The organism is Streptomyces sp. NPDC037083, from assembly GCF_055606485.1.
The window spans coordinates 210,667-236,939 of record NZ_JBVJSQ010000016.1 but is presented as its reverse complement, the minus strand read 5'-3'; the positions used below and the strand labels follow the sequence as shown (position 1 = coordinate 236,939).

The 26,273-nt window shown below is 71.2% G+C and carries 25 protein-coding genes and 2 riboswitches; of the genes, 20 read left to right on the top strand and 5 right to left on the bottom strand.

What is annotated here, in order from left to right; genetic code table 11:
- Positions 1-5: 5 nt before the first annotated feature.
- Positions 6-112, bottom strand: a riboswitch (glycine riboswitch).
- Positions 113-212: riboswitch (glycine riboswitch) on the bottom strand.
- Positions 213-389: 177 nt separating this feature from the next.
- The 9 genes from ACZ7DE_RS35090 (at position 390) to ACZ7DE_RS35050 (ending at position 10,404) form a co-directional block, all read left to right on the top strand.
- The gene (locus ACZ7DE_RS35090) at positions 390-1,073 is read left to right on the top strand and encodes an AAA family ATPase (RefSeq protein WP_470768390.1); all 684 of its coding nucleotides are present in this window, start codon (positions 390-392) and stop codon (positions 1,071-1,073) included.
- Between the two features lie 71 nt (positions 1,074-1,144).
- Positions 1,145-1,939 (top strand): enhanced serine sensitivity protein SseB, encoded by a 795-nt coding sequence (locus ACZ7DE_RS35085; RefSeq protein WP_470768388.1) that lies wholly within the window; start codon positions 1,145-1,147, stop codon positions 1,937-1,939.
- Between the two features lie 176 nt (positions 1,940-2,115).
- Complete coding sequence (locus ACZ7DE_RS35080) at positions 2,116-2,910, top strand: enhanced serine sensitivity protein SseB C-terminal domain-containing protein (protein WP_470768386.1); 795 nt, start codon at positions 2,116-2,118, stop codon at positions 2,908-2,910.
- Between the two features lie 311 nt (positions 2,911-3,221).
- Positions 3,222-4,229, top strand: coding sequence for an ABC transporter permease (locus tag ACZ7DE_RS35075; RefSeq protein WP_470768384.1), 1,008 nt, complete (start codon positions 3,222-3,224; stop codon positions 4,227-4,229).
- Between the two features lie 101 nt (positions 4,230-4,330).
- Positions 4,331-6,127, top strand: a complete 1,797-nt coding sequence (locus ACZ7DE_RS35070; RefSeq protein ID WP_470768382.1) for an ABC transporter substrate-binding protein — start codon at positions 4,331-4,333, stop codon at positions 6,125-6,127.
- A gap of 142 nt (positions 6,128-6,269) precedes the next feature.
- Positions 6,270-7,268, top strand: a complete 999-nt coding sequence (locus tag ACZ7DE_RS35065) for an ABC transporter permease (protein WP_470768380.1) — start codon at positions 6,270-6,272, stop codon at positions 7,266-7,268.
- Positions 7,265-8,362, top strand: a complete 1,098-nt coding sequence (locus tag ACZ7DE_RS35060; RefSeq protein ID WP_470768378.1) for an ABC transporter ATP-binding protein — start codon at positions 7,265-7,267, stop codon at positions 8,360-8,362. Before ACZ7DE_RS35065 ends, ACZ7DE_RS35060 begins: the two co-directional genes overlap by 4 nt.
- A complete protein-coding gene (locus ACZ7DE_RS35055; RefSeq protein ID WP_470768376.1) occupies positions 8,359-9,684 on the top strand; it encodes an ABC transporter ATP-binding protein in 1,326 nt (441 codons plus the stop codon). Before ACZ7DE_RS35060 ends, ACZ7DE_RS35055 begins: the two co-directional genes overlap by 4 nt.
- A 63-nt stretch (positions 9,685-9,747) precedes the next feature.
- A complete protein-coding gene (locus ACZ7DE_RS35050) occupies positions 9,748-10,404 on the top strand; it encodes a trimeric intracellular cation channel family protein (protein WP_470768374.1) in 657 nt (218 codons plus the stop codon).
- On the opposite strand, the gene ACZ7DE_RS35045 is transcribed toward ACZ7DE_RS35050, so the two are convergent.
- Positions 10,313-11,548 carry an alpha/beta hydrolase gene (locus ACZ7DE_RS35045; RefSeq protein WP_470768372.1) on the bottom strand — a complete coding sequence of 412 codons (1,236 nt, stop codon included), beginning with the start codon at positions 11,546-11,548 and terminating at the stop codon, positions 10,313-10,315. The two genes, ACZ7DE_RS35050 and ACZ7DE_RS35045, sit on opposite strands and share 92 nt — an antisense overlap.
- A 165-nt stretch (positions 11,549-11,713) precedes the next feature.
- Here ACZ7DE_RS35045 and ACZ7DE_RS35040 point away from each other — a divergent pair, with 165 nt between their 5' ends.
- Positions 11,714-12,574, top strand: coding sequence for a thioesterase family protein (locus ACZ7DE_RS35040; RefSeq protein WP_470768370.1), 861 nt, complete (start codon positions 11,714-11,716; stop codon positions 12,572-12,574).
- A 193-nt stretch (positions 12,575-12,767) separates the two neighbouring features.
- The gene (locus ACZ7DE_RS35035; RefSeq protein WP_470768368.1) at positions 12,768-13,184 is read left to right on the top strand and encodes a hypothetical protein; all 417 of its coding nucleotides are present in this window, start codon (positions 12,768-12,770) and stop codon (positions 13,182-13,184) included.
- A 158-nt stretch (positions 13,185-13,342) separates the two neighbouring features.
- On the opposite strand, the gene ACZ7DE_RS35030 is transcribed toward ACZ7DE_RS35035, so the two are convergent.
- Entirely contained in the window at positions 13,343-13,969 is a 627-nt protein-coding gene (locus ACZ7DE_RS35030; RefSeq protein ID WP_470768366.1) for a TetR family transcriptional regulator, read from the bottom strand.
- 122 nt (positions 13,970-14,091) lie between these two features.
- Here ACZ7DE_RS35030 and ACZ7DE_RS35025 point away from each other — a divergent pair, with 122 nt between their 5' ends.
- Genes ACZ7DE_RS35025 through ACZ7DE_RS35015 form a run of 3 tightly spaced genes read left to right on the top strand, consistent with a single transcriptional unit; the run spans position 14,092 to position 15,777 of the window.
- Positions 14,092-14,256: a hypothetical protein gene (locus tag ACZ7DE_RS35025; protein WP_470768364.1), complete on the top strand. Its 165-nt coding sequence runs from the start codon at positions 14,092-14,094 to the stop codon at positions 14,254-14,256.
- 32 nt (positions 14,257-14,288) lie between these two features.
- Entirely contained in the window at positions 14,289-14,555 is a 267-nt protein-coding gene (locus ACZ7DE_RS35020) for a DUF4190 domain-containing protein (RefSeq protein WP_470768362.1), read from the top strand.
- A 58-nt stretch (positions 14,556-14,613) separates the two neighbouring features.
- Positions 14,614-15,777, top strand: a complete 1,164-nt coding sequence (locus ACZ7DE_RS35015; protein ID WP_470768358.1) for a cysteine desulfurase family protein — start codon at positions 14,614-14,616, stop codon at positions 15,775-15,777.
- A 155-nt stretch (positions 15,778-15,932) separates the two neighbouring features.
- On the opposite strand, the gene ACZ7DE_RS35010 is transcribed toward ACZ7DE_RS35015, so the two are convergent.
- Positions 15,933-16,592 carry an N-acetylmuramoyl-L-alanine amidase gene (locus tag ACZ7DE_RS35010; protein WP_470768356.1) on the bottom strand — a complete coding sequence of 220 codons (660 nt, stop codon included), beginning with the start codon at positions 16,590-16,592 and terminating at the stop codon, positions 15,933-15,935.
- Between the two features lie 83 nt (positions 16,593-16,675).
- Here ACZ7DE_RS35010 and mnmA point away from each other — a divergent pair, with 83 nt between their 5' ends.
- Complete coding sequence (mnmA, locus tag ACZ7DE_RS35005; protein WP_470768354.1) at positions 16,676-17,806, top strand: tRNA 2-thiouridine(34) synthase MnmA; 1,131 nt, start codon at positions 16,676-16,678, stop codon at positions 17,804-17,806.
- Positions 17,807-17,871: 65 nt separating this feature from the next.
- Here the strand turns inward: mnmA and ACZ7DE_RS35000 are convergent, their stop codons facing one another.
- Together ACZ7DE_RS35000 and ACZ7DE_RS34995 are read right to left on the bottom strand one after the other, a co-directional pair.
- Positions 17,872-18,651, bottom strand: coding sequence for an alpha/beta fold hydrolase (locus ACZ7DE_RS35000; RefSeq protein WP_470768352.1), 780 nt, complete (start codon positions 18,649-18,651; stop codon positions 17,872-17,874).
- 82 nt (positions 18,652-18,733) lie between these two features.
- Positions 18,734-19,102 carry a DUF427 domain-containing protein gene (locus ACZ7DE_RS34995; protein WP_470768350.1) on the bottom strand — a complete coding sequence of 123 codons (369 nt, stop codon included), beginning with the start codon at positions 19,100-19,102 and terminating at the stop codon, positions 18,734-18,736.
- A 50-nt stretch (positions 19,103-19,152) separates the two neighbouring features.
- Here ACZ7DE_RS34995 and ACZ7DE_RS34990 point away from each other — a divergent pair, with 50 nt between their 5' ends.
- The 5 genes from ACZ7DE_RS34990 (at position 19,153) to ACZ7DE_RS34970 (ending at position 26,182) form a co-directional block, all read left to right on the top strand.
- Positions 19,153-19,692 carry an LOG family protein gene (locus ACZ7DE_RS34990; protein ID WP_470768348.1) on the top strand — a complete coding sequence of 180 codons (540 nt, stop codon included), beginning with the start codon at positions 19,153-19,155 and terminating at the stop codon, positions 19,690-19,692.
- A 27-nt stretch (positions 19,693-19,719) separates the two neighbouring features.
- Entirely contained in the window at positions 19,720-20,409 is a 690-nt protein-coding gene (locus ACZ7DE_RS34985; protein WP_470768346.1) for an SDR family oxidoreductase, read from the top strand.
- A 50-nt stretch (positions 20,410-20,459) separates the two neighbouring features.
- Positions 20,460-21,461: a methionine synthase gene (locus ACZ7DE_RS34980; protein WP_470768344.1), complete on the top strand. Its 1,002-nt coding sequence runs from the start codon at positions 20,460-20,462 to the stop codon at positions 21,459-21,461.
- Positions 21,462-21,476: 15 nt separating this feature from the next.
- Complete coding sequence (gene ligA / locus ACZ7DE_RS34975) at positions 21,477-23,669, top strand: NAD-dependent DNA ligase LigA (RefSeq protein ID WP_470768342.1); 2,193 nt, start codon at positions 21,477-21,479, stop codon at positions 23,667-23,669.
- A gap of 269 nt (positions 23,670-23,938) precedes the next feature.
- Positions 23,939-26,182: a putative bifunctional diguanylate cyclase/phosphodiesterase gene (locus ACZ7DE_RS34970; protein ID WP_470768340.1), complete on the top strand. Its 2,244-nt coding sequence runs from the start codon at positions 23,939-23,941 to the stop codon at positions 26,180-26,182.
- The last annotated feature ends 91 nt before the right edge of the window (positions 26,183-26,273 follow it).

The following is a 26,273-nucleotide window of genomic DNA, read 5'->3' as shown; positions in this document are numbered from 1 at the left end:
GTCGTTCCTCCCCATCTGTCATCGGAACCTGAGAGGTTCGCCATGATCGCGGAAGATCGTGACTTGCACCTTGGGTGGAGCCACCCGAGGGCGACCCGCTTTTCAGATGTGCCTCGCCCGCGCGGTAACGGGGCCTGAGAGATTCAAGGGAGGGACTTGCTCCTTCGGCGCCCCAGCGAAGTTGCTGCTGAGGACTCTCCCGCGCGGATTCAAACGGCCGGTATGCAGTTGGCGCGGCCATCATTGCACGGCTCGCCCCGATCGCGGCAGGCCGCATCTGTAACCGGCTTGTGTCGGTACGCGCATGAAAACGCGAGACACCGCGCATTACCTTCTCTTTACGCTCGATGGGGATGAGCACCACCTGACCCCAGGGGAGGACGATCACGGTGAACAGGACGACCACGGCGAGGACCACGGCACTGGCGACCGGCTCGGGGATCGCGCTGCCCACGCAGCCTGCCGCCCGGGCCCGGGAGGCGTGCGGCCCGCGGCCCGCGCCCGTCGTCCGCGACCTGCGCGACCGGGCCGGCCGCAGCCCGCACGGCCTGCTCTTCGGCCCCCGTGACCTGGTCGTGGTGACCGGTCTGCCCGGCAGCGGCAAGTCCACGCTCATGAAGCGGGCCGTCAAGGGCGTCCGCGTCGACTCCCAGGACACCCGCGACCGCTGGGACGCCCGCATGCCCGGCTTCCTGCCCTACGCGCTCTACCGTCCCCTCGTGCGCCTCTCCCACTACGCCGGACTGCGCCGCGCCCTGCGCGGCGGCGAGGGAGTCGTCGTGCACGACTGCGGTACGCAGACCTGGGTCCGCGACTGGCTGGCCCGCGAGGCCCGCCGCCGCGGCGGCACGCTCCACCTGCTTCTCCTCGACGTCGGCACGGACACCGCGCTGGAGGGCCAGCGCGAGCGCGGCCGGGGCGTCTCGCGCTACGCCTTCCTGCGCCACCGCCGCGCCGCCGCCCGTCTGCTGCGCTCGGTGGAGAAGGGCCGGCTGCCCGAAGGATGCGGCTCGGCGGTCCTGATCGACCGGTCCGCGGCCGACGTCCTGCGACGAATCGGCTTCACGGGCTGAGACGACCCGCGCGGCACCCGCTAGCCTTTCAGCCACAGCACAGTGAGCGGTTCTCGGCAGGCGGTAGGCAGATGGACTTCCCCCCGGCGGACTTCCCGACGGACTTCCCGGCGCAGACGCACCCCCATCCGCACGGCGGATGGCCCGGCAACGAGCTGGAGGAGGTGCTCTCCGTCTCCCTCGGCGTGCCGGAAGCCGGCGGCCGGATCGTGGAGGTGCTCGGCCGCAGCTTCGTCTGGGTGCCGCTCCCCAGCGGCGGCGGCCCCCACAGCGGCCCCCTCGACCTGCCCACGCTGGAGCTCGACGGCCAGGTGTACGTGCCGGTCTTCAGCTCCGAGGAACAGTTCCGCCAGGTCGTCGGCTCGCACATGTCGTACACGATCGCGCCGGCCGTGGAGTTCGCCCGCGGCCTCCCCCCGCAGGTCGGCATCCTGGTCAACCCCGACGGCGTGGTCGGCGTTCCGCTGCCGCCGCCGGCCGTGGCCGAGCTGTGCCGGGCGGGCCGCACCCCGCTGGACGGCCCCGCGAGCGGCGGCCGGGTCCGCCTCTACGAGCCCGACTGGCAGGACGACCCGATCGACTTCCTGGCCGCCGCCTCCGCGGAGTTCGAGGCGGTCGGCGTGGTCCGCACCGCCCGACGCTGCCTGGCCGCGATCGAGACGGCGGACCCGGTGATGTTCGTGGGCGTCGAACTCTCCCAGTGGGAGGGCGACCTGCGCGCCCTGCCGCTGGAGGCCCTGGGCAGGGCCCTGGGCAGGACGTCGTCCCCCTGGCCGGTCAACCTGGTGCTGCTGGACGTGGCCCAGGACCCGGTGGGGGAGTGGATGAGGGAGAGGGTCCGCCCCTTCTTCACGAGCGCCTACTAGCGACTCCGCCGGGGGCGGCGGGTCCAGGGGTGCGCGAGGGTGTCCGTTCCCGGTCCCGCCGCGGGGCGCACCGGGTGGGGCGCGCCCCGCGCCCGCCAACGCACCACGACCTCGGACGCCTTGGGCGCTTAAGCTGGACCCCGAAGCGGGGCAACAAAAAAGAAGGGGCGGTACAGGTGAGCGCCAGCGGCATCGCGACCGGTCAGGTCGAGCACATGCTGCGCCAGGTCACGCCCGGGCGCTATGACGCCTACGAGGCGCTCCTGCGCGCGCTCGCGGCCCCCTCGTCCGGCCAGGTCTGGATGCTGCTGTGGCACGGCCAGGCCGGCTCCCCGGACGCGCAGTACGGAAACATGGAGGTCGACGGTCACGGGTACGCCCCCTGCGTGACCTCCGCCCAGGAGCTCAGCGCCAGCGGCTGGAACAGGTCGTACGAGGTGATCGACGGGCTGGACGTGGCCCGCACGCTCTACCCCGACCGCTACGGCCTCTGGCTGAACCCGCACGCCCCCGGCGGCGGGGTCGGCATCCCCTGGCTGGATCTGCGCCGGATCGCCACGGGGCTGGAGCGTCAGCCCGCCGGTCCGCTGCGGCTGTCCGAGCCCGGCATCGAGATCCCGCAGTTCTACGCCCTGCTCGCGCAGAACGCCCACCGCACGCCGGTGGTCCGGGCGCTGCGCCGGGCCTGGGTGCAGCCGTCGCTGGGCGCGCCCTACCTGGCCATCGGGCTGGACGTGTACGAGTCCTCCCCGCCGGCCGTGGACGCCGTCCGGGCGATGATGCAGCAGTCCATCGGCGCGGTGCCGGACGGGCTGCCGGTGTCGACGGTCGCCATGACCGACGAGTACGACCCCGTCGTGATGTGGATGCGCGCCAACGCGCGGCCGTTCTACGACCGCGAGGCGCACGCCTCGGCCCCGGCCCAGTCCCCCGCGGCGGGCTACGGCTATCCGCCCACCGGACGCTACTGACCCCGTTCGCCTTCTGCCCGGAGGCAGGAGTCGGACTTCTTCGCGCGTAGATAACGGCGATTGACGCCGTTTTAGTTACTTATGTCCGAATATGCCCCTGTCCGGGGGGCGTTACCCATCGTCCGGATAACGGAACTCATCTACCCGCATCACGTTTACGCATCCTTTCACTGCCAAGTCTGGCAACAGATCGCCAAAGCGTTGAAGACTCCCGCTCCAGGGGACTTATCCCCTGCGTATTACGGACTGATCACGCCGCTACAGCGGCAAGTGCGGGCCGGCTACCGCCGGTTGAGAGGGGTCCCTGCCAGATGACGGCACCATTGCACGAGCCGACCGCGGAAGCGGCTCCGAGTGCGGCCGAGGAAGCGGCGGTCGCGTCCAGCGACGCCAAGGCCGTTCAGGGGCGTTCCCTGGGCCGGATCGCCTGGGAGCGCCTCAAGCGGGACAAGCTCGCCCTCACGGGCGGAATCGTGGTGCTCTTCCTCGTGGTGATCGCGCTGCTCGCGCCGGTCATCACGGGTCTTCTCGGGCAGGACCCGAACGAGTACCACGAGAGCCTCATCGACCCGCTCTTCGGCACGCCCACGGGCTCCCTGGGCGGCATGAGCGGCGACCACCTGCTCGGCGTCGAGCCGGTCAACGGCCGCGACATCTTCGCCCGCATCCTCTACGGCGCCCGCATCTCCCTGCTGGTGGGTTTCCTGTCCGCAGTGGTGGCCGTGATCCTCGGAACGGTGCTCGGCATCCTCGCCGGATTCTTCGGCGGCTGGGTCGACTCCGTCATCAGCCGGGTGATGGACGGTCTGCTCGCCTTCCCGCAGTTGCTCTTCATCATCGCCCTGGTCTCCGTCATGCCGGGCAACATGCTGGGCCTGTCCGGTTCCAGCGTGCGCGTCTTCGTGATGATCCTCGTCATCGGTTTCTTCGGCTGGCCCTACATCGGCCGCGTGGTGCGCGGTCAGACGCTCTCGCTGCGCGAACGCGAGTACGTCGAGGCCGCTCGATCCCTGGGCGCGGGTCGGCTGTACATCCTGTTCAAGGAACTGCTGCCCAACCTGGTCGCCCCGATCGTCGTGTACACGACGATGATGATCCCGACCAACATCCTCACCGAGGCGGCGCTCAGCTTCCTGGGCGTCGGCGTGAAGCCGCCCACGGCCTCCTGGGGACAGATGCTCTCGAGTGCGATCGACTACTACGAGTCGGACCCCATGTACATGGTGGTCCCCGGTCTGGCGATCTTCATCACCGTGCTGGCCTTCAACCTCTTCGGCGACGGCGTCCGGGACGCGCTGGACCCGAAGGCTTCCCGCTGAACGGCCGAACCGCCGAACAGCGAAACCGCCGAACCGCGACACCCACAACCGTCCCGTGGCCTTCACACGGGGTCTCTCATCTATCCGGAGGATCCGAGATCGTGACTACCCAACGCACCTCAGGGCGGCGGAAGCAGGCATTTGCCGCTGCCGCCGCGGTCGCCGCGCTGCTGACCACGGCGGCGTGCGGCGGTGGCGGAGACGACGACAAGGGCTCGAGCACCGGCGCCGCCGGCTTCGACGCCGCGAACAACAAGGTCGCCCAGGCCTCCGCCGCCAAGAAGGGCGGCACGCTGAAGTTCGGTGCCGCGCAGGACGCCGACTCGTGGGACACCACGCGCGGCTACTACGGCATGATGTGGAACTTCGCCCGCTACTACAGCCGCCAGCTCGTGACCAACAAGGCCGAGCCGGGCGCCGCGGGCGCCGAGATCACTCCGGACCTCGCCACCGAGACCGCGAAGGTCACGGACGACGGCAAGACCTACACGTACACCCTGCGTGACGGCATCACCTGGGAGGACGGCAAGCCGATCACGTCCAAGGACGTGAAGTACGGCATCGAGCGCGTGTGGGCGCAGGACGTGCTGTCCGGCGGTCCGACGTACCTCAAGGACGTGCTGGACCCCAAGGGCGAGTACAAGGGCCCGTACAAGGACACCTCCGCGGACAAGCTGGGTCTGAAGGCGATCGACACGCCCGACGACAAGACCATCGTCTTCCACCTCCCGCAGGCCAACTCGGACTTCGAGGAGATGCTGGCCCTGGTCTCGGCCTCGCCGGTCCGCCAGGACAAGGACACCAAGTCCAAGTACGGCCTCAAGCCGTTCTCCTCGGGTCCGTACAAGTTCGAGTCCTACAGCCCGGGCAAGGACCTCAAGCTGGTCCGCAACACGTCCTGGAAGCAGGCCTCGGACCCGATCCGCAAGGCCTACCCGGACCAGATCACCATCCAGTTCTTCTCGGACGCCAACCAGCTCGACCAGCGTCTGCTCAGCGGTGACCTGGACCTGGACCTGAACCAGACCGGCATGTCGCCGCAGGGCCGCACCACCGCCCTGAAGCAGCACAAGGCCAACCTGGACAACCCGGTCTCCGGCTACGTCCGTTACGCGGTCTTCCCGCAGAGCGTGAAGCCGTTCGACAACGTCGAGTGCCGCAAGGCCGTCATCCTCGGCGCCGACCACGTGTCGCTGCAGACCGCGCGCGGCGGCCCGGTGGCCGGCGGTGACATCGGCACCAACATGCTGCCGCCGTCCGTCCCGGGCGCCGAAGGCCAGAAGTACGACCCGTACAAGCTCGCCGGCGCCAACAAGAGCGGCAACGCGGACGAGGCCAAGAAGGCCCTGAAGGCCTGCGGTCAGCCGAACGGCTTCAAGACCACCATCGCGGTCCGCAACAACAAGCCGGTCGAGGTGGCCACCGCCCAGTCCCTCCAGGCGTCGCTGAAGAAGATCGGCATCACCGCCGAGATCGACCAGTACGACGGCTCGCAGACCGCCGGCATCATCGGCAGCCCCTCGAATGTGAAGAAGAAGGGCTACGGCATCATCATCATGGGCTGGGGTCCGGACTTCCCGTCCGTCCAGGGCTTCGGTCTGCCGCTGTGGAGCAGCAAGTACATCGCGGAGAGCGGTAACAACAACTACGCGCTCATCAACGACAAGACGATCGACGGCCTGTTCTCCTCGTACGTCACCACCCTGGACGACGCCGGCAAGACCAAGATCGCCACGGAGATCAACCACAAGGTGATGGAGGGCGCGTACTACCTGCCCTTCGTCTTCGAGCGGTTCATCAACTGGCGCTCGGACAACCTGGCGAACGTCTACACCACCGACGGTTACAGCGGTCAGTACGACTTCGTCAACCTCGGTCTGAAGAACCCGAAGAAGTAGTCCCGGCACACCCGCCGAACGGCACGAAAGGCAGGTGAAGGCCGGCGCGGCGTGATCGCGGGTCATCTGGGGACACCTCCCACGTCCACAAGACAGTGGGGGAGACCACAGGTGGCCCGCGGTCCGCGGCGGGCCGAGAGCTGTGCTCGCTTACCTCATCAGGCGGTTGTTCGCCGCCGCAGTGATGCTCGTGGTCATCGTCATGGTGGTCTTCGGCATCTTCTTCCTCATCCCCAAGTGGGCCGGCGTCGACATCGCCTTGAGCTTCGTGGGCAAGCAGGCCGACCCGGCCGCGGTCGAGGGCGTGCGCGAGAAGCTGGGTCTGGGCGACCCGATCTACGCCCAGGTCTGGGAGTTCTTCAAGGGGATCTTCGCCGGACGCACCTACACGGGCGGCGGCGACAGCATCCAGTGCTCCGCTCCCTGCTTCGGCTACTCCTTCCGCAGCGAGCAGGCTGTCTGGCCGGTGCTGACCGACCGCTTCCCGGTGACCCTGGCCCTCGCGCTCGGCGCCGCCGTGCTGTGGCTGATCTTCGGCGTCTCGGCGGGTGTGCTCTCCGCGCTCAAGCGGGGCAGCCTGTGGGACCGCGGCGCGATGGTGATCGCGCTCTCGGGCGTCTCCCTCCCCATCTACTTCACCGGCATGGTCGCCCTGTCGATCTTCGTGTACGGACTGGACCTGTTCGACGGCCAGTTCGTGCCCCTGGAGGACAGCTTCAGCGGCTGGTTCGGCGGCATGATCCTGCCGTGGGTCACCCTGGCGTTCCTCTACGCGGCGATGTACGCGCGCATCACCCGGGCCACCATGCTGGAGATCCTCGGCGAGGACTACATCCGCACCGCCCGCGCCAAGGGCCTCAAGGAGCAGACCGTCATCGGCAAGCACGCCATGCGCTCCACGATGACGCCGCTGCTCACCATGCTCGGCATGGACCTGGGCGCCCTCATCGGAGGTGCGATCCTGACCGAGACGGCGTTCAACCTGCCCGGCCTCGGCCAGGCCGTGCTCAACGCCATCAAGAACCAGGACCTGCCCATCATTCTGGGCGTCACCCTGATCACTTCTCTCGCGGTGCTCGTCGCCAACCTCGTGGTGGACATCCTGTACGCCGTGATCGACCCCCGAGTGAGGCTCGCATGACCGAACTGAGCAAGAGCGGAGCGGCCGTGGGCGAGCCCACCCCCGCCTCGCCCGCGCCGAGCGCCTTCCTCGAAGTGCGCGACCTCAAGGTGCACTTCCCCACCGACGACGGTCTGGTCAAGTCGGTCGACGGGCTCAGCTTCCAGCTGGAGAAGGGCAAGACCCTCGGCATCGTGGGCGAGTCCGGCTCCGGCAAGTCGGTGACCTCGCTCGGCATCATGGGTCTGCACACCGCCGGCCAGTACGGCAAGCGCAAGGCCCAGATCTCCGGCGAGATCTGGCTGGACGGCACCGAGCTGCTGTCCGCCGACCCGGACCACGTGCGCAAGCTGCGCGGCCGCGAGATGGCGATGATCTTCCAGGATCCGCTGTCGGCGCTGCACCCGTACTACACGATCGGTCAGCAGATCGTGGAGGCGTACCGGATCCACCACGACGTCGACAAGAAGACCGCCAAGCGCCGTGCGGTCGAGATGCTCGACCGGGTGGGCATCCCGCAGCCGGACAAACGGGTGGACAGCTACCCGCACGAGTTCTCCGGCGGTATGCGCCAGCGCGCGATGATCGCGATGTCGCTGGTCAACAACCCCGAGCTGTTGATCGCGGACGAGCCGACGACCGCCCTGGACGTGACCGTCCAGGCGCAGATCCTCGACCTCATCCGCGACCTGCAGAAGGAGTTCGGCTCCGCGGTCATCGTCATCACCCACGACCTGGGCGTCGTCGCCGAACTCGCCGACGACATCCTGGTGATGTACGGCGGCCGCTGTGTCGAGCGGGGCCCGGCGGACAAGGTGTTCTACGAGCCCCGGCACCCCTACACCTGGGGTCTGCTCGGTTCGATGCCGCGTCTGGACCGCGAGCAGCAGGAGCGGCTGATCCCGGTCAAGGGCTCCCCGCCCTCGCTGATCAACATCCCGTCCGGCTGCGCCTTCAACCCGCGCTGCCCGTACGCGGACCTCCCGAAGGACAACGTCACCCGCACCGTCCGGCCCGAGCTGGCGGAGGTCGGCAGCCGCCACTGGGCCGCCTGCCACCTGGGCAAGGAACAGCGGGAGCGTATCTGGACCGAAGAGATTGCGCCGAAGCTGTGAGTGACCACGAGAAAGCGGTGAAGATTCCCGCGCAGGCCGACGGCCCGACGGAGCAGGGCGCGACCCTCACCAAGGGCACCGCTCCCGGCGAGGTCCTGCTGAAGGTCACCGGCCTGCAGAAGCACTTCCCGATCAAGAAGGGCCTGCTCCAGCGGCAGGTCGGGGCGGTGCACGCGGTCGACGGCATCGACTTCGAGGTCCGCTCCGGCGAGACCCTCGGCGTCGTGGGCGAGTCCGGCTGCGGCAAGTCCACGATGGGCCGGCTGATCACCCGGCTGCTCGAACCGACCGGCGGCAAGGTCGAGTTCGAGGGCAAGGACATCACGCACCTCGGCGTCAACGGCATGCGTCCGCTGCGCCGCGACGTCCAGATGATCTTCCAGGACCCGTACTCGTCGCTGAACCCCCGGCACACCATCGGCACGATCGTCGGCGCTCCCTTCAAGCTCCAGGGCGTCACGCCCGAGGGCGGCATCAAGAAGGAAGTGCAGCGGCTGCTGTCGGTCGTGGGGCTCAACCCCGAGCACTACAACCGCTACCCGCACGAGTTCTCCGGCGGTCAGCGTCAGCGCATCGGCATCGCCCGCGCGCTCGCGCTCAACCCGAAGCTGGTCGTGGCGGACGAGCCGGTCTCGGCCCTGGACGTGTCGATCCAGGCCCAGGTCGTGAACCTGCTCGACGACCTCCAGCAGGAGCTCGGCCTCACGTACGTGATCATCGCGCACGACCTCTCGGTGGTCCGGCACGTCTCGGACCGCATCGCGGTGATGTACCTCGGCAAGATCGTCGAGCTCGCCGACCGGGACCTGCTCTACAAGTCGCCGATGCACCCGTACACCAAGGCGCTCATGTCGGCGGTGCCGATCCCGGACCCGCGGCGCAAGAACGCCAAGAGCGAGCGGATCCTGCTCAAGGGCGACGTGCCCTCGCCGATCTCCCCGCCGAGCGGCTGCCGCTTCCACACCCGGTGCTGGAAGGCGACGCAGATCTGCAAGACCACCGAGCCCAAGCTCGTCGAGCTGCGGACCGGGCAGCAGGTCGCGTGCCACCACCCGGAGAACTTCCAGGACCAGGCCCCGCAGGACACCGTCCTGCTGACCGTCGCGAAGGAGGCGGCGGAGCTGGTGGCCGACGAGGTGCTCGCGGAGTCGGCGGAGACGTCGGCCGCGGTGGCCGCGGAGGTCGCCGAGACCTCCACGGCCTCGGCGGACGAGACCCCCGAAGCCGCGGCGGCCTCGGGGACTGCCGAATCGGACGCTCCGGCCACGGACGCTCCGGCCACGGATGCCCCCGCGAAGGACGCTCCGACCAAAGAGAAGTAAGTAACACCGAGCCCCCGCCTTGCAATGTAAGGCGGGGGCTTTGTGTTGGGTAAGAATGTAGGGGTGCTCCAGCAAATATTCAGCCCCTCCGTCCAGCACACGCTCGACCTGATCGGCATCTTCGTCTTCGCCATCTCGGGCGCGCTGCTGGCCGTCCGCAAGAACTTCGACGTGTTCGGCATCGCCATGCTCGCGGAGGTCACCGCGCTGGGCGGCGGGGTGTTCCGCGACCTGGTCATCGGGGCGGTGCCGCCGGCCGCCTTCACCGACCTGGGGTACTTCCTCACGCCCCTGCTGGCCGCCCTGCTGGTCGTCTTCCTGCACCCGCAGGTGGAGCGCATCCAGACGGGCGTCAACGTCTTCGACGCGGCCGGCCTCGGCCTGTTCTGCGTCACGGGCACGACGAAGGCGTACGACCACGGCCTCGGCCTGACCGCGTCGGCCGCCCTGGGGCTCGCCACCGCCGTGGGCGGCGGAGTGCTGCGCGACGTGCTGGCCAACGAGGTGCCCTCGCTGCTGCGCTGGGACCGCGACCTCTACGCGGTCCCGGCGATGGCCGGCGCCGCCATGGTGGCGCTGTGCATCCGTTACGACATGCTCACCCCGCTGGCCAGCGGACTGGCCGCGGTCACCGCTTTCGTCCTGCGGTTGCTCGCGATGCGCTTCCACTGGCGAGCTCCGCGCGCCTGGAACCGTCGTTCGACGGTGCGTGAGGAGTAGTCCGCTTCCCGCCGACCACCGCGCGCTGGCCCATCTGCGTCGTCAGCCAGCGGAACGCCGGCGCCACCTGCGGCCGCCACAGCCCCATGGTGTGCCCGCCCGCGCTGCTCGGGATGTACACGACGTGCACGGTCGTCGGCGCCTTCGCCTCCTTGCGCAGGGCCATGGCCGCCTCGTAGCCGTCGTGCGGCTGGCCCGAGAGGTAGAGCGCCACCGGCGGCGGGACGGCGGCCTTGCGCAGCAGCAGGTACGGGTTGTTCGCCCGGCGCAGGGCCGGGTCCTGCGCGGCGAGCGAGTCGCGCTCGACCACCGGGTCGTTGTACCCGGACAGGCTCACCGCCGCCCGGTAGCGGTCGGGGTGGGCGACGGCGAGCTTGGTCGCGCAGTGGCCTCCCGCCGAGTACCCGGCGACCGCCCAGCCCTTGGGCGCGGGCTGGGCCCGGAAGTTGTCCGTGACCATCTTCGGCACGTCGACGCTGAGCCAGCTGTCGGCGTTGACGGTGCCGGCGACGTTGGCGCAGCCGGTGTCCACGCCGGGCAGCAGCGTGGTGCGCGGCGCGACCAGGATGAACGGCGCGACCTTGCCCTCGCGCATCAGCGGGGCCAGCTGCTCGTGCACGTGCAGCGTCCCGTACCAGGTCTTCGCGGACCCCGGGTAGCCGGGCAGCAGCTCCACGACGGGGAAGGCGCGGTGCGCGTAGGCCGGCTCGTCGTACTGCGGGGGCAGCCAGACGTAGACCTCGGCGTTCACACCGGAGACCCGGCCCTGGACCTGGGTGACGCGCACCCCGCCGGCCGCGCGCATCGCGGGGCCCTCGGCCTGCGTGAACTTCTGTCTGACCTTCGGCAGCCGGTCCAGCGCGATGCCGCCGGTGCCGTCGGCGCCCAGGTCGGCGGCCTGCTGCACATGGGTGCCGGTGCCCAGGAGGTCGTCCCAGGTGTCGTACAGGCCGTTGGAGTTGTTGACCATGACGAAGACCAGGGCCACGGCCGTGGTCTGGGCGAACAGCAGCATCATGACCCGGGCCGCGGCGCGCAGGATCCGCGGCCCGCGCAGTCGCGACCACAGCAGCAGCGGCAGCAGCACGGCGACGGCGGACAGCGCGATCAGGGTGTAGAGGAACGGAGTCCCGGTGAGGCTCATGTCCTTGCAGAGGGAAAACGGGGCGTCAAGGTTACGGACGAGTTCGGACACTTACCAAGAAATTGCGGACCCCGGCCGAGAACGCGCTCCCAGGGTGCCGTCGCCCGGCCGACGCGCACCGTGAAAAAGCTACCGCTTAGTAATCAAGTGTTGTAGCGTGCAGCCATGCCAGAAGCAGCTACTGCGACGGCCCGGCGGGCCGCCATCGGTGACAGTGAGTTCGACCGGGACACCGCGCTCACGCGACGTGCCCCCGGCGTCTACGACATCGACCTGTCGGCCGGCTGGACGATCATCAGCGCCGTCAACGGCGGATATCTCCTCGCCGTCCTCGGCCGCGCGCTCGCGGACGCCCTGCCGCACGACGACCCGTTCACGATCTCGGCGCACTACCTCACCGCCTCCCAGCCGGGCCCGGCCGTCGTCCGCACGGAGGTGGTCCGCTCCGGCCGCACCCTGTCGACCGGCCAGGCCTCGCTCCTGCAGTACGACGAGGAGGGCAACGAGGTCGAGCGGATCCGCGTCCTCGCCTCCTACGGCGACCTGGACGCTCTGCCGGACGACGTCCGCACCACGGCGAAGCCGCCCGCGTTCCCGCCCCTCGACCAGTGCTTCGGCCCCGAGGACGGACCGGCGCCGGTCGACGGCAGCTCCGCCATCGCCGACCGTCTGATGCTCAAGCTCGACCCGTCGACCCTCGGCTGGGCGCTCGGGCAGCCCTCCGGCAAGGGCGAGATGCGGGCCTGGTTCGGGCTGAAGGACGGCCGCGACCCCGACCCCCTCTCCCTCCTCCTCGCCGTGGACGCCCTGCCGCCCACCGCCTTCGAGATCGGCCTGCGCGGCTGGGTCCCCACCGTCGAGCTCACGGTCCACGTCCGCTGCCGGCCGGCTCCGGGCCCGCTGCGCGTCTCGATCACCACCCGCAACCTCGCCGGCGGCTTCCTGGAGGAGGACGCCGAGGTCTGGGACAGTGCGGACCGGCTGGTCGCGCAGTCGCGCCAACTGGCACGGGCCCGACTGGCCTGACAGTCGCTCTTGTCACGGACCTGTACCGGGCCGCCCCTCGGCCCCGGACGGGAAGTGCCAGGTCGGCGCGGTGACTTGAGACCCGATTTACCCGATGGACAGGCGGGGGACAGAGAGGGCTCAAGGAAGCCCCAGGCGCCGTTGGTTGAGTTCCGGCCTCAGGTTCTCCTCATCCTCCCTGGAGCTGTCTCTCATGAAGCGTGCGCTGATGCCCGTCCGTCTCGTCCCCGCGGTGGCGCTGCTGGCGCTCTCGCCCCTCGCCCTCGTGGCCTGCGGCTCGAACGACTCCTCCTCCGGCGGCGGCGCCTCCTCCCAGCGGTCCTGCCGGCCGCCGTCGGGAAACGGCTCGGGCATGCCGGGCGGCGCTCCGTCGGGAACCCCGTCGGGCGCTCCGACCGGGGCGGCCTCGGGGCAGCCGACGGCCACTCCGACCGGAACACCCACCGCCCTGCCCACCGGCATGCCGACCGGTGTTCCGTCCGGCGCTCCGAGCGGCGGCCCCGGCGCCGGTCAGGGTGGCCCCGCAGGCGGTCAGGGCGGCGGCTGCGGCGGTCCCGGAGGCGGCCAGGGGGCTCAGGGCCGGCAGGGTCAGCAGGGGCAGCAGGGCTGAGGGGCGGTTCGCCCACGTGGGCGGCGCATCCGGGAGCGGGTGCGCCGCCCCTGCGCGTGCCGGGCGTGCCGCGCACGCCGGGCGTGCCGGGCGCGCAGGGCGTGCCGCGCGTGCCGGGCACGCAGGGCGTGTCGCGCGTCGGATCGGGCGGCGGTGGCTCAATCCAGCCAGTGGTGGCGGCCGATGCTGATGAGCCGCATCTGGCGGGTGGCGAGCCGGTTGATCCGCTCCCGGTCCTCCGGCGAGCCCTCCAGCCCCTCCAGGAACAGCGAGGCCGTGATGAGCATCTGGTCGACGTACAGGTGCGAGAGCATCAGCAGGTCGTCGTCGCTCCAGCCCTCGGCCTCGGCGTCCTTGGCCAGTTCGACCTTCACCTCCTGGGCGAACCGGCCCAGTTGGTCCCGGATCGCCTCCCGCACCGGCTGGACTCCGCCATGTCGCTCCCGGGCGATGAAACGGACGTGTGCGGGGTACGCGTTGACATGACCGGCGATCAACTCCACAGCGCGTGTGATGCGTTCGGCGCTGGAGTCGGCGGACGTCACCGTGGTCCGGATCATCGGGTGCAGGCTGCCCAGCGCCTCCTCGACCAGGGCCACGCCCAGATCCGCGGTGGAGCGGAAGTGGCGGTAGAAGGCGGTCGGGGCGACCCCGACGGCGCGGGTGACCTCGCGCAGGCCCAAGCTGCTCAGGCTCTGCTCCTCCAGCAGTGCCAACGCCGCGTCCATGAGGGCCTGCCGGGTCTTCTGCTTCTGGGCCTGCCGAATGCCGAGGGTGTGACTCATGTCATCCAGTTAACAACTGTTCTCCGGAATTGAAAAGCCGCAGGACGCGCTAGACTCGAGAGTCAGTGAACAACTGTAACTACAACTGTTCACCCAAATTTTACGGAGGGGGATCCGATCCCATGCTGTTCCTCGTCGCCGCACTGCTGCTGCTCGGCGTCGTCCTGGGCACCGTCGCCCACGCGCCGTTCGCCTTCACCCTCGTGGCCGCCACCGTGATCGCCGCCTGGCTCGGCATCTTCGCGATCCGTGAGCGTCACGGCCGCCGGAACACCTCGACCCGCTGACCACCCCGCCGAACGACAGGAGTCGACCGACCATGCAACTCACCGCACCTGCCACGCGCCGCACCGGCGTCCGGGACGCAGACGGCATGGCCGTCGCGTCCTTCATCCTCGGCCTCCTCGGCCTGCTCGTCCTCAACCTCGTCCTCGGTCCGATCGCCATCGTCCTGGCCTCGGTGGCCCTCTGGCGGGGCACCGCCCGCCGTGGACGCGCCTACCTCGGCCTCGGGCTGGGCGTCGCCGACCTCCTGGTCCTGGTGGCGTTCATGCAGGCGGACTCGACGGTGTCCTGGAGCTTCTGAGCGCCGGGCCCACCTGGCAGCGAGGCGAGCCGGCCGGCCCCCGTAGAATCGGGGCACCATGGCATACCTCGACCACGCCGCGACCACGCCGATGCTCCCCGAGGCGGTCGAGGCACTCACCGCGCACCTGGGCCTCACCGGCAACGCCTCTTCCCTGCACGCAGCAGGCCGACAGGCCCGCCGCACGGTCGAGGAGGCCCGTGAGACGCTCGCGGAGGCGCTCGGCGCCCGCCCCAGCGAGGTCGTCCTCACCTCCGGCGGCACCGAGGCCGACAACCTCGCGGTCAAGGGCCTGTACTGGTCCCGGCGCGACGCCGACCCGGCCCGCACCCGTGTCCTGGCCAGCCCCGTCGAGCACCACGCGGTCCTCGACGCCGTGCACTGGCTCGGCGAGCACGAGGGCGCCACGGTCGAGTACCTGGCGGTCGACTCCTACGGCCGGGTCCACCCCGAGGCCCTGCGCGAAGCCCTCGCCCGCAACCCGCACGACGTGGCCCTGGCCACCGTCATGTGGGCGAACAACGAGATCGGCACGCTGATGCCGGTCCGCGAACTGGCCGACGTGGCCGCGGAGTTCGACGTCCCGCTGCATGCCGACGCCGTCCAGGCCTTCGGCCAGGTCCCCGTCGACTTCGGCGCCTCCGGCCTCGCCGCGATGACCGTCTCCGGCCACAAGATCGGCGGCCCCTACGGCATCGGCGCCCTGCTGCTGGGCCGCGAGCACACCCCCGTGCCCGTCCTGCACGGCGGCGGCCAGGAGCGCCACGTCCGCTCCGGCACCCTCGACGTCCCGGCGATCGCCGCCTTCGCCGTCGCCGGCCGCCTCGCCGCCGAACAGCGCGAGTGGTTCGCCCGTGAGATCGGCGCCCTGCGCGACGCCTTGATCGACGCGGTCCGCACGGCCGTCCCGGACGCGATCCTCGGCGGTGATCCCGTGGAGCGGCTGCCGGCCAACGCCCACTTCACCTTCCCGGGCTGCGAGGGCGACTCCCTGCTGCTACTCCTGGACGCGCAGGGCATCGAGTGCTCCACCGGCTCCGCCTGCACCGCCGGCGTCGCCCAGCCCAGCCATGTCCTGCTCGCCACCGGAACCGACCCCGACCTGGCGCGCGGCACCCTCCGCTTCTCCTTCGGGCACACCTCCACGGAGGCCGACGTCGAGGCCGTCGCCAAGGCGATCGGCCCGGCGGTGGAGCGGGCCCGAGCGGCGGGCCTCACATAGCGGGCCACCACCCCCCGTCACCGCGCACGGCCACCCGCCGCCACGCGTCACCGCGCACGGCCACCCGCCGCCACGCGTCACCGCGCACGGCCACCCGCCGCCACGCGTCACTGCGCGAGGGCCGGCGGACGCTCACGGCCGCCCATGGCCGATGCTCAGGCGGCGGCGGTGCGGGCCTCCCGCACGAGCCGCAGATACCGGTCCCAGTCCCAGTGCTCGCCGGGGTCGGTGTGGTCCGTCCCCGGCACCTCCACGTGTCCGATGATGTGTTCACGGTCCACGGGGATGTCGTACCGCCGGCAGATCGCGGCGGTCAGCCGGGCCGAGGCGGCGTACATCGCGTCCGTGAAGTCCTTCGGCCGGTCCACGAAGCCCTCGTGCTCGATGCCGACACTGCGCTCGTTGTAGGAGCGGTTGCCCGCGTGGTACGCGACGTCCAGCTCGCGGATCATCTGCGTGACCCGCCCGTCCCTGCCGACGATGTAGTGCGCCGCGGCCTTGTGCCCCGGGTCCTCGAACGCCTTCACCGCGCTGGCCAGATCGCCCTGGGTGACATGGATGACGACCATGTCTATCCCGTAGTCGTCCGGCCGGTCCGCCCAGCGGAAGTTCGCCTCCGACGCCGCCACCCACCGCGCGCCCCGGTAGTCCACCGCGCCCTCGACCCGCGCCCTGCGCACGCCCGGCAGCCGCCAGTACAGCCTCGACAACTCGTCACGCGCCAGCACACCCGTGCCGACGGCGGCCGCCGCCCCGCCGATCAGCAGGGCACGTCGCCCGATCCGCCGGTCGGAGTCGCTCTTCTTCTCCCCCATGTCCGTGCCCTTCCTCGCCCCTCGTGATCGTCAACGGATACTCGCGGGCCGCGGTTCCCGGCGACCCGTACCCTGGAAGGGTTATGACTGAGACCTCGCCGCGCCCCCGCCCCTTTCGCGTACTCGCCGCCATGTCCGGCGGCGTGGACTCCGCCGTCGCCGCCGCCCGCGCCGCGGAAGCCGGCCACGACGTGACCGGCGTCCACCTCGCGCTCTCCGCGAACCCGCAGTCGTTCCGCACCGGCGCCCGGGGCTGTTGCACCATCGAGGACTCCCGCGACGCCCGCCGCGCCGCCGACGTCATCGGCATCCCGTTCTACGTGTGGGACCTCGCCGACCGCTTCCGCGAGGACGTCGTCGACGACTTCGTCGCGGAGTACGAGGCCGGCCGCACCCCGAACCCCTGTCTGCGCTGCAACGAGAAGATCAAGTTCGCGGCGCTGCTCGACAAGGCGCTCGCGCTGGGCTTCGACGCGGTGTGCACCGGCCACTACGCCAAGGTGATCGTCAACGAGGACGGCACCCGCGAACTGCACCGCGCCTCCGACATGGCCAAGGACCAGTCGTACGTCCTCGGCGTCCTGGACGACCGCCAGCTCGCCCACGCGCTGTTCCCCCTCGGCGACACGGTGACGACGAAGGACGAGATCCGCGCGGAGGCCGAGCGCCGCGGCCTGGCGGTCGCCAAGAAGCCCGACTCCCACGACATCTGCTTCATCGCCGACGGCGACACCCAGGGCTTCCTCGCGAAGCGGCTGGGCAGGGCGGAGGGCGACATCGTCGACGAGTCCGGCGCGAAGATCGGCACCCACGAGGGCGCGTACGGCTTCACCATCGGCCAGCGCAAGGGGCTGCGCATCGGCACCCCGGCGCCCGACGGCAAGCCGCGCTACGTCCTCGACATCTCCCCGGTGGACAACACGGTGACGGTCGGCCCGGCCGCCGCCCTGGACGTGACCGCCCTGACGGCGATCAAGCCCCGCTGGTGCGGCGCCGCCCCGACCGGCCCCGGCGCCTACACGGCGCAACTGCGCGCCCACGGCGGCGAGACCGAGGTGACCGCCGAACCGGTCGACGGCCGCCTGGAGGTCACCTTCGCCGAGCCGGTCCGGGGTGTGGCCCCCGGCCAGGCGATCGTGCTCTACGACGGCACCCGCGTGGTGGGCTCGGCCACGATCGCGTCCACGGTGCGGGCGACGGCCGGGGTGGCCTGACCTACCCGCCGAAGACGGCCGGGGTGGCCTGACCTACCCGCCGAAGACGGCCGGGGTGGCCTGACCTACCCGCCGAAGAACTCCGCCAGCACCGGCGCCAGGACGTTCGGGTCGACCATGTGGGTCTGGCCCGGCAGCGTCCGGTACGTGCCGTCGGGGGCCGCGTCCGCGACCGCGCGCGTGGCCTCGCGCAGCCAGGGCGGACTGGCCTCGCCCGCGACGGCCAGCACGGGCACGCCGACCGACGCCAGCCGCTCCCGGGGCGGCCGCCCGTCGCCCATGACGGCGTCGTCGTGGGCGAGGCTGGGCGCGATGGCCTCCATCCCCGCCCACATGGGCGACTGACGGGCCCCCTGGATCATCTCCTCGGCCAGCCCGGTCAGCCGCAGGAACAGCTCGACAGCGTCCCCGCGGCGTCCCTGCGCGAGCGCCCGGGTGAGGTTCGCCGTGTACGCGGCGCGCTCCTGCACCGCCTCCTCGTCGAGGGCGAACGGCGTCTCGTACACGGCGACCCGGCTCACCGGCAGTCCGCCGGCCGCCGCCTCCAGCACCAGCGCGCCGCCGGAGGAGATGCCGTACAGCCCGGCCTCGCCGCCCGCCGCCTCCATGAGGGCCGCCAGGTCCTCGACCTCGCGCTCCACCGCGTACGGCTCGGTGTCGCCGCTCTCGCCGCGGCCCCGGCGGTCGTACCGGAGGACGGTGAAGCGGTCGGCGAGCAGCCCGGCCAGGGGCGCCATGGTGCCGCCCGTGGACATCGCTCCGCTCACCAGGATGACCGCCGGGCCGTGTCCGGCGCGGGTGTACGCGAGTTCGGTGCCGTCGCGGGAAACAGTCTTCTTGTCCATGCTCATGCAGACTGCCGCACGGCGCGGCGGTCGTCGGCCTGCGACACCCGGCCTACGGCACCTCGGCCTACGGCACCTCGGCCTACGGCACCTCGGCTTCCGGCGCCCCGGCTTCCGGCTCCCCCGCGTCCGAGACCTCCACTTCGTAGAAGCAGAGACGGCCCCTGATCTCGGCCACGTCCGGCTTGGGGTCGGGATACGCCCAGACGAGGTCCGCCGCGTCCTGCAGCGACCAGTAGGAGGCCGTGCCCTTGAAGGGGCAGTACGTGTGGGTGTCGGAGGGGGTCAGCAGGTCGAGCCGTACGTCGTCGGCGGGGATGTAGTACCGCACCGGACAACCGGTCTCGCGCAGCACGAGCGCCCGGTCGGTCTCGGCCAGCACGCGGCCCCCGTGGACGACCCTGATGTGCCGGTCGCCCTGCTCGATCGTGATCGTGTGTCCTCGGGTCATGCCGGGAAAGCACTGGCGGGCCCCCGGTTCTTCCCGCGTACGGTGGCCGCATGCGTATCTGTGTCTTCCTCTCCGCCGCCGACCTCGACGACCGGTACACCCGCCCCGCCCGCGAGTTCGCGGAACTGCTCGGCAAGGGCGGCCATGTGCTCGTGTGGGGCGGTTCCGACGTCGGCCTGATGAAGGTGGTGGCGGACGGCGTGCAGGAGGCCGGCGGACGGCTGTGCGGGGTGTCGGTGGGCTTCCTCGCGGCGAAGGCGCGGGCCGGCACCGACGAGATGGTCGTCGCCAAGGACCTCTCCGAGCGAAAGCGGCTGCTGCTGGAGAAGTCCGACGCCGTGGTGATCATGGTGGGCGGCACCGGGACCCTCGACGAGGCCACCGAGATCCTGGAGCTGAAGAAGCACGGTCACACGGACAAGCCGGTGGTGCTGCTGAACACCGCGGGCTTCTACGACGGGCTCAAGGAGCAGTTCCGGCGCATGGAGGACGAGGGGTTCCTGCCCCGCCCCCTCGCCGACCTGGTGTTCTTCGCGGAGGAGCCGGTGGCCGCGCTGGCCTACCTGGAGGAGAGCCAGGGCATCGCGTAGGGCCCGGGTGATGCGAGCATGGCGGGCATGGCTACTCATGTGATCACCGGAGCGGGCTCCGGCATCGGCGCGGCCGTCGCCCGCCGCCTGCACGCGCGCGGGGACGAACTCGTGCTGCACGCGCGCGACGCGGGCCGCGCGAAGGAACTGGCGGCGCGGTTCCCCGGCGCGCGGACGCTCGTCGGCGACCTGGCCGACCCCGACAAGCTGAGCTGGGCCTTCTCCCACCAGACGCTCCCCGACCGGGTGGACTCCCTCCTCCACGTCGCCGGAGTGGTCGACCTCGGCCCGGTGGGCGACCTCACCCCGAAGTCGTGGCGTCACCAGCTCAACGTCAACCTGATCGCCCCCGCCGAGCTGACCCGGCACTTCCTGCCCCAGCTGCGTGCCGCCCACGGGCACGTGCTCTTCGTGAACTCCGGGGCGGGCCTGCGGGCGAGCGCCGACTGGTCCGCGTACGCCGCCTCCAAGCACGGTCTGAAGGCGCTCGCGGACTCGTTGCGCCAGGAGGAGCACGGCAACGGCGTCCGCGTCACCTCCGTCTACCCCGGCCGCACCGCCAGCCCCATGCAGGCCAAGGTCCACCAGCAGGAGGGCAAGGAGTACGACCCTGCGGAGTGGATCGACCCCGAGTCGGTGGCGACGACGATCCTGATGGCGATCGACCTGCCGAGGGACGCGGAGGTCAACGATCTGACGGTGCGTCCGGGGCGCTGAGGGCGGCTTCGCGTTCCGGGTCGGCCTCCGCGCCTACGTACGCTTCACCTGTGAACGCACACTTCAGTTTCGGCCCCGCCACCGGTATCGGCTCCATGCCGGGCGGTGACGCCCGCGAGGCCGCCAAGACCGTCACCGGGTCCTTCGACGACTTCCCGCACCTGCCCGAACTGCCCGCCCGCGGCCCCGGCGCGGACATGATCGGCCGCACCGCGGGGATGCTCGTCGAGCTGTACGCGCGCGTGGAGCCCAGCGGGTGGCGGATCGGCGACCGGCCGGGGCGGGACACCAGGCGGGCCCGGTCCTGGCTGGGGGAGGACCTCGACGCGCTGGAGGAGTTCGCCCACGGCCACGAGGGGCAGGTCAAGGTGCAGGCGGTCGGGCCGTGGACGCTCGCCGCCGCACTGGAGCTGAAGCACGGCGAGGCCGCGCTCTCCGACCCCGGCGCCTGCCGCGACCTGGCCGGGTCCCTCGCCGAGGGTCTGCGCCTGCACCTCGCCGAGGTGCGCCGCCGGCTGCCGCGGGCGCAGCTCGTGCTCCAGCTCGACGAGCCCTCCCTCACCGCCGTGCTCCGCGGCCATGTGCGGAGCGCCAGCGGCTACCGCACCCACCGCGCCGTCGACCGGCAGGTCGTGGAGGCCACGCTCCGGGATGTCGTCGGGGTTCACGGCGACGGGCCCGTCGTGGTCCACTCGTGCGCACCGGACGTCCCGTTCGCCCTCCTGCGCCGGGCCGGCGCGGCGGCGGTCTCGTTCGACTTCTCGCTCCTCACCGAGCGTGACGACGACGTGATCGGCGAAGCGGTGGAAGCGGGCACCCGGCTCTTCGCCGGTGTCGTGGCGGGAGTGGACGGTCCATTGTCAGACCCTGCCGGTAGCGTCAGGGGTGTCAGGACGCTGTGGCGCAGGCTGGGACTGCAACCGGGGCTTCTCGCGGAGGCGGTCACGCTCACGCCGTCGTGCGGCCTCGCGGGGGCCTCTCCCGCGTACGCCCGCCAGGCCCTCGCCCACTGCGTCCGGGCGGCGAGATCCCTCGCGGACAACCCAGAGTAACGGGAGGACAACACGGTGGCCGGCGACAGGCAAGCGGAGACGACGGTGCCCACCGAGGCACGGGAGAAGCACGCGCAGCTCGCTGAGCAGATCGAGGAGCACCGCTTCCGGTACTACGTGAAGGACGCCCCCGTCATCAGCGACGCGGAGTTCGACAGGCTCCTGCGCGCCCTGGAGGCGCTGGAGGAGGAGTACGCCGAACTGCGCACGCCGGACTCGCCGACCCAGAAGGTCGCGGGCGCGTACGAGACGGAGTTCACGGCCGTCCAGCACCGCGAGCGGATGCTCTCGCTGGACAACGCCTTCGACGACCTGGAGCTCGCCGCGTGGGCCGAGCGCGTCCACCGGGACGTCGGCTCCTCGGTGTACCACTTCCTGTGCGAGCTCAAGGTCGACGGCCTCGCCGTCAACCTGACGTACGAGAACGGGCGCCTCACGCGCGCGGCGACCCGCGGCGACGGCCGCACGGGCGAGGACATCACGCCCAACGTGCGCACCATCGCGGAGATCCCGGACCGGCTCTCGGGCGACGGGGTGCCCTCGCTCGTGGAGATCCGCGGCGAGGTCTACTTCCCGATGGAGAAGTTCGAGGAGCTCAACGCGCGCCTGGTCGAGGCCGGCGACAAGCCCTTCGCCAACCCGCGCAACGCGGCGGCCGGTTCGCTGCGCCAGAAGGACCCGCGCGTCACCGCCTCCCGCCCGCTGCACATGGTCGTGCACGGCATCGGCGCCCTGGAGGGCTACGAGGGCCTCGGCCGTCTCTCCGAGGCCTACGACCTGCTCAAGACGTGGGGCCTGCCCACGTCCCGGCACAACAAGGTGGTCGAAGACCTCGACGGCGTGCGGGAGTTCATCGCGTACTACGGCGAGAACCGGCACTCGGTGGAGCACGAGATCGACGGGGTGGTCGTCAAGCTCGACGAGATCCGCCTGCAGGGCCGGCTCGGCTCGACGGCCCGGGCGCCGAGGTGGGCGATCGCCTACAAGTACGCGCCGGAGGAGGTCAACACCAAGCTCGTCGACATCAAGGTGGGCGTCGGGCGCACCGGCCGCGTCACGCCGTACGCCCAGGTCGAGCCGGTGACGGTGGCGGGTTCCGAGGTCGAGTTCGCCACCCTGCACAACCAGGACGTCGTCAAGGCCAAGGGCGTCCTGATCGGCGACACGGTGGTGTTGCGCAAGGCCGGTGACGTGATCCCGGAGATCCTCGGTCCGGTGGCGGACCTGCGCGATGGCACCGAGCGCGAGTTCGTGATGCCGTCCGAGTGCCCCGAGTGCGGGACGCCGCTGCGGCCCATGAAGGAGGGCGACGTCGACCTGCGCTGCCCCAACGCCCGCACCTGTCCCGCGCAGTTGCGCGAGCGGCTGTTCTACCTGGCCGGCCGCAAGGCCCTGGACATCGAGCACTTCGGGTACGTGGCGGCGGCCGCCCTCACCAAGCCGCTGGAGCCCGAGGACCCGCCGCTGGCCGACGAGGGCGACCTGTTCGACCTCACCATCGAGCGGCTGCTCCCGATCAAGGCGTACGTCCTCGACCAGGACAGCGGTCTGCCCAAGCGGGATCCGAAGACCGGCGAGGAGAAGATCGCCACGGTCTTCGCCAACCAGCAGGGCGAGCCGAAGAAGAACGCGCTTGCCATGCTGGAGAACATCGCGGCCGCCAAGGAACGCCCGCTGGCACGGATCCTCACCGGCCTGTCGATCCGCCATGTCGGTCCGGTCGCGGCGGAGGCGCTGGCCCGCGAGTTCCGTTCGATCGAGCGCATCGAGCAGGCGACCGAGGAGGAGTTGGCGGGCACCGACGGGGTCGGCGCCATCATCGCGGCCTCGCTCAAGGAGTGGTTCGCCGAGGAGTGGCACCAGGAGATCCTGCGCAAGTGGAGGGCGGCCGGCGTCCGCATGGAGGAGGAGGGCTCCGGGGAGGACGAGGGGCCGCGTCCCCTCGAAGGGCTGACGGTCGTCGTCACCGGCACCCTCGAACGCTTCACCCGTGACGGCGCCAAGGACGCCCTGCAGAGCAGGGGAGCCAAAGTGACCGGCTCGGTTTCGAAAAAAACGTCATTCGTCGTTGTGGGTGACAGCCCCGGATCAAAATATGACAAGGCGATGCAGCTCAAGGTGCCGGTCCTGAACGAGGACGGCTTCACGGTCCTGCTGGAACAAGGGCCGGAGGCGGCGGCCGAAGTGGCCCTTCCCACCGAGGAGTAGCCCGGAGCGGCGGTTGAAGGCCACCCGATCGGCGCATACCAGATGCATACGGGTGGCCGGGGCGCATTCGGGCAACCGTCGGCGACCGCTGCCCGTGGAAGCCTTCTGCGGCCTACTGTTGAGATGTGCGCCTGCCGTGCCCAGCTGCGGTCGGGGCATCCCCGGGCTCCGGGCGAGCGGGGGCAAGGGTTTTCCAACGCGGCGCCGCCCGGGGTTGTCGGGCAACGGGCCGCGTGGCGTGGGCACCGCCGGCTGTGAGAGGGACGGGAATGGAACCGACCGAGAGCGCCGCCCCGGACGCACGGCTGCGCCGACGCCGGGTCGCCGGCGTCTGGTGGGGGAGCCGGTGGCCGGTGCGCTCCGAAGGGCGTCCGGGCGCGGACGCGTACGTACCGCACACCGAGCCGCATTCCACCCTGGGCGCGCGCGCCTCCGTCCAGCCGCCCACCGGACTGCCCGGCGCCGAGTCCGACCGGCACCTGTCCTGGCCCGCGCTGCCCGCGGCCGTCGTCGGAGCGGCCGCCTTCGCCCTGGGCGCCGGGTTCTACCGCGCCTTCACCGGCGGCCACGCGCTCTTCCCGTCCGGCACGGTCGGCTGGTCGCTGGCCGTCCTGGCCGGAGTCATCGTCGGACACCTGGTCCTGCTCGGCCGGGCCCGCTGGTGGGGCGGCACCGGCTCCGGCGCCGCCCTCACCCTCGCGGTGCTGCTGCTGTACGGCTGGGTGCCCGCCGGAACGGTCAGCCTCACCGTCGTCGTACTGGTGGGCATAGCCCGGCGCCACCGCTGGCGGCAGGGCGCCCTGCACGGAGCGGTGGACCTCCTCGGCATCGGCGCGGGCGCCCTCCTGCTGGCCGCCTGCGGCCGGATACCGTCCGTGGAGCGCCCCTGGACCCCGGACAGCTGGTCGCTGTACACCGCCCCCCAGGTCGTCCTGGTGGCCGTCACCTACCTCGCGGTCACCCGCGTCCTGCTCTGGTACCTGCACGCCCCGCGCTCCGGCGGACTGCCCACCGTCGCCCGCACCGCCCTGGTCAGACAGGGCCTGGTCGCGGTCGCCCTGCTGGGCATAGCGCCGCTGATCTGCGTGGTGGCCGCGGCCGAGCCGATCCTGCTGCCGCTGTTCGCGATCCCGCTCATCGCCCTCGATTCCACCCTGTGGATAGCGCGGGCCCGCGCCGAGGAACAGCTGCGCGACCCGCTGACCGGGCTGCCCAACCGCCAGTGGCTCCTGGAACGCATCTGGACCGCCCTGGACGACGCCGAGCGCATCGGCGCCCGGGCCGCCCTGATGCTGATCGACCTCGACCGTTTCCGCTCGGTCAACGACACCCTCGGCCATCTCGCCGGCGATCGGCTGCTGCTGCAGATCGCCGACCGGCTGCGGCTCGCCCTCCCGCGCGGCGCGGAGGTCGCGCGGCTGGGCGGTGACGAGTTCGCCGTCTTACTGCCCGTGGCGGACTCCACGACCTCCGCGAGCCGTGTCGCCCGCGCGCTGGTCGCCGACCTGAGTTCGCCGCTCGACCTCGACGGCCTCACCCTCGTGTTGGAGGCCAGCGCCGGGGTCGCCGTCTTCCCCGACCACGCACTCGACGCCGAGGGCCTGCTGCGCCGGGCCGACGTGGCGATGTACCAGGCCAAGCGGGACCGCACGGGCGTGGAGGTGTACGAGTCCAAGCGCGACTCCAACACCCCCGACAGGCTCGGCCTGCTGGGCGACCTGCGGCGCGCCCTCGACGCGCACGAGGTGCAGCTGCACTACCAGCCGAAGGTCCGCTTCGACGGACAGGTGGCGGGGCTGGAGGCCCTGGTCCGCTGGGTGCACCCGGAGCGCGGGAAGGTTCCGCCGGACGAATTCATAGCGATCGCCGAGTCGTCCGGCCTGATGCCCCACCTCACCGAGTACGTGCTGGACACGGCGCTCGGCCAGGTCGCCCGGTGGCGGGCCCAGGGACTCTATGTGCCCGTCGCGGTGAACGTCTCCCCCCGCGACGTGCACACGCCGGGCTTCGCCGGATCCGTCGCCGCCCGCCTCGCCCGGCACGGAGTCCCCGCGGGAGCGCTCCAACTGGAGATCACCGAACACGTGCTGCTGGAGGACCCGCAGCGCGCCGCCGACACCCTCAACGGGCTGACCGGACACGGCGTGAAGATGTCCCTGGACGACTTCGGCACCGGCTACTCCTCCCTCGTCCACCTGCGCCGGCTGCCGGTGAGCGAGCTGAAGATCGACCGTTCCTTCGTCGCCCGGCTGGCCGTGGACGCCGAGGACGCCGAGATCGTGCGCTGCACGGTCGACCTCGCGCACTCCCTGGGGCTCGTGGTGGTCGCCGAGGGCGTCGAGGACGACGAGACCTGGGAACGCCTGCGCGACCTGGGCTGCGACGCCGTCCAGGGCTGGCTGGTGGCCGCGGCGATGCCCCCCGAGGAGACGACGGCCTGGCTGCGCGCCCGCGGCTCACGCGGCTGGCAGCGCCCCGCGGCGGCCCTCCCGGCAGCGGCGTCCGACGAGTAGCCGTCCCGGCCGTCGGCAAAGCGTTTCACGGGCATGCCGCCCCGCCCCATAGGATTGGGCCAAACCACACACTCACTCCACCCCAGAGGAA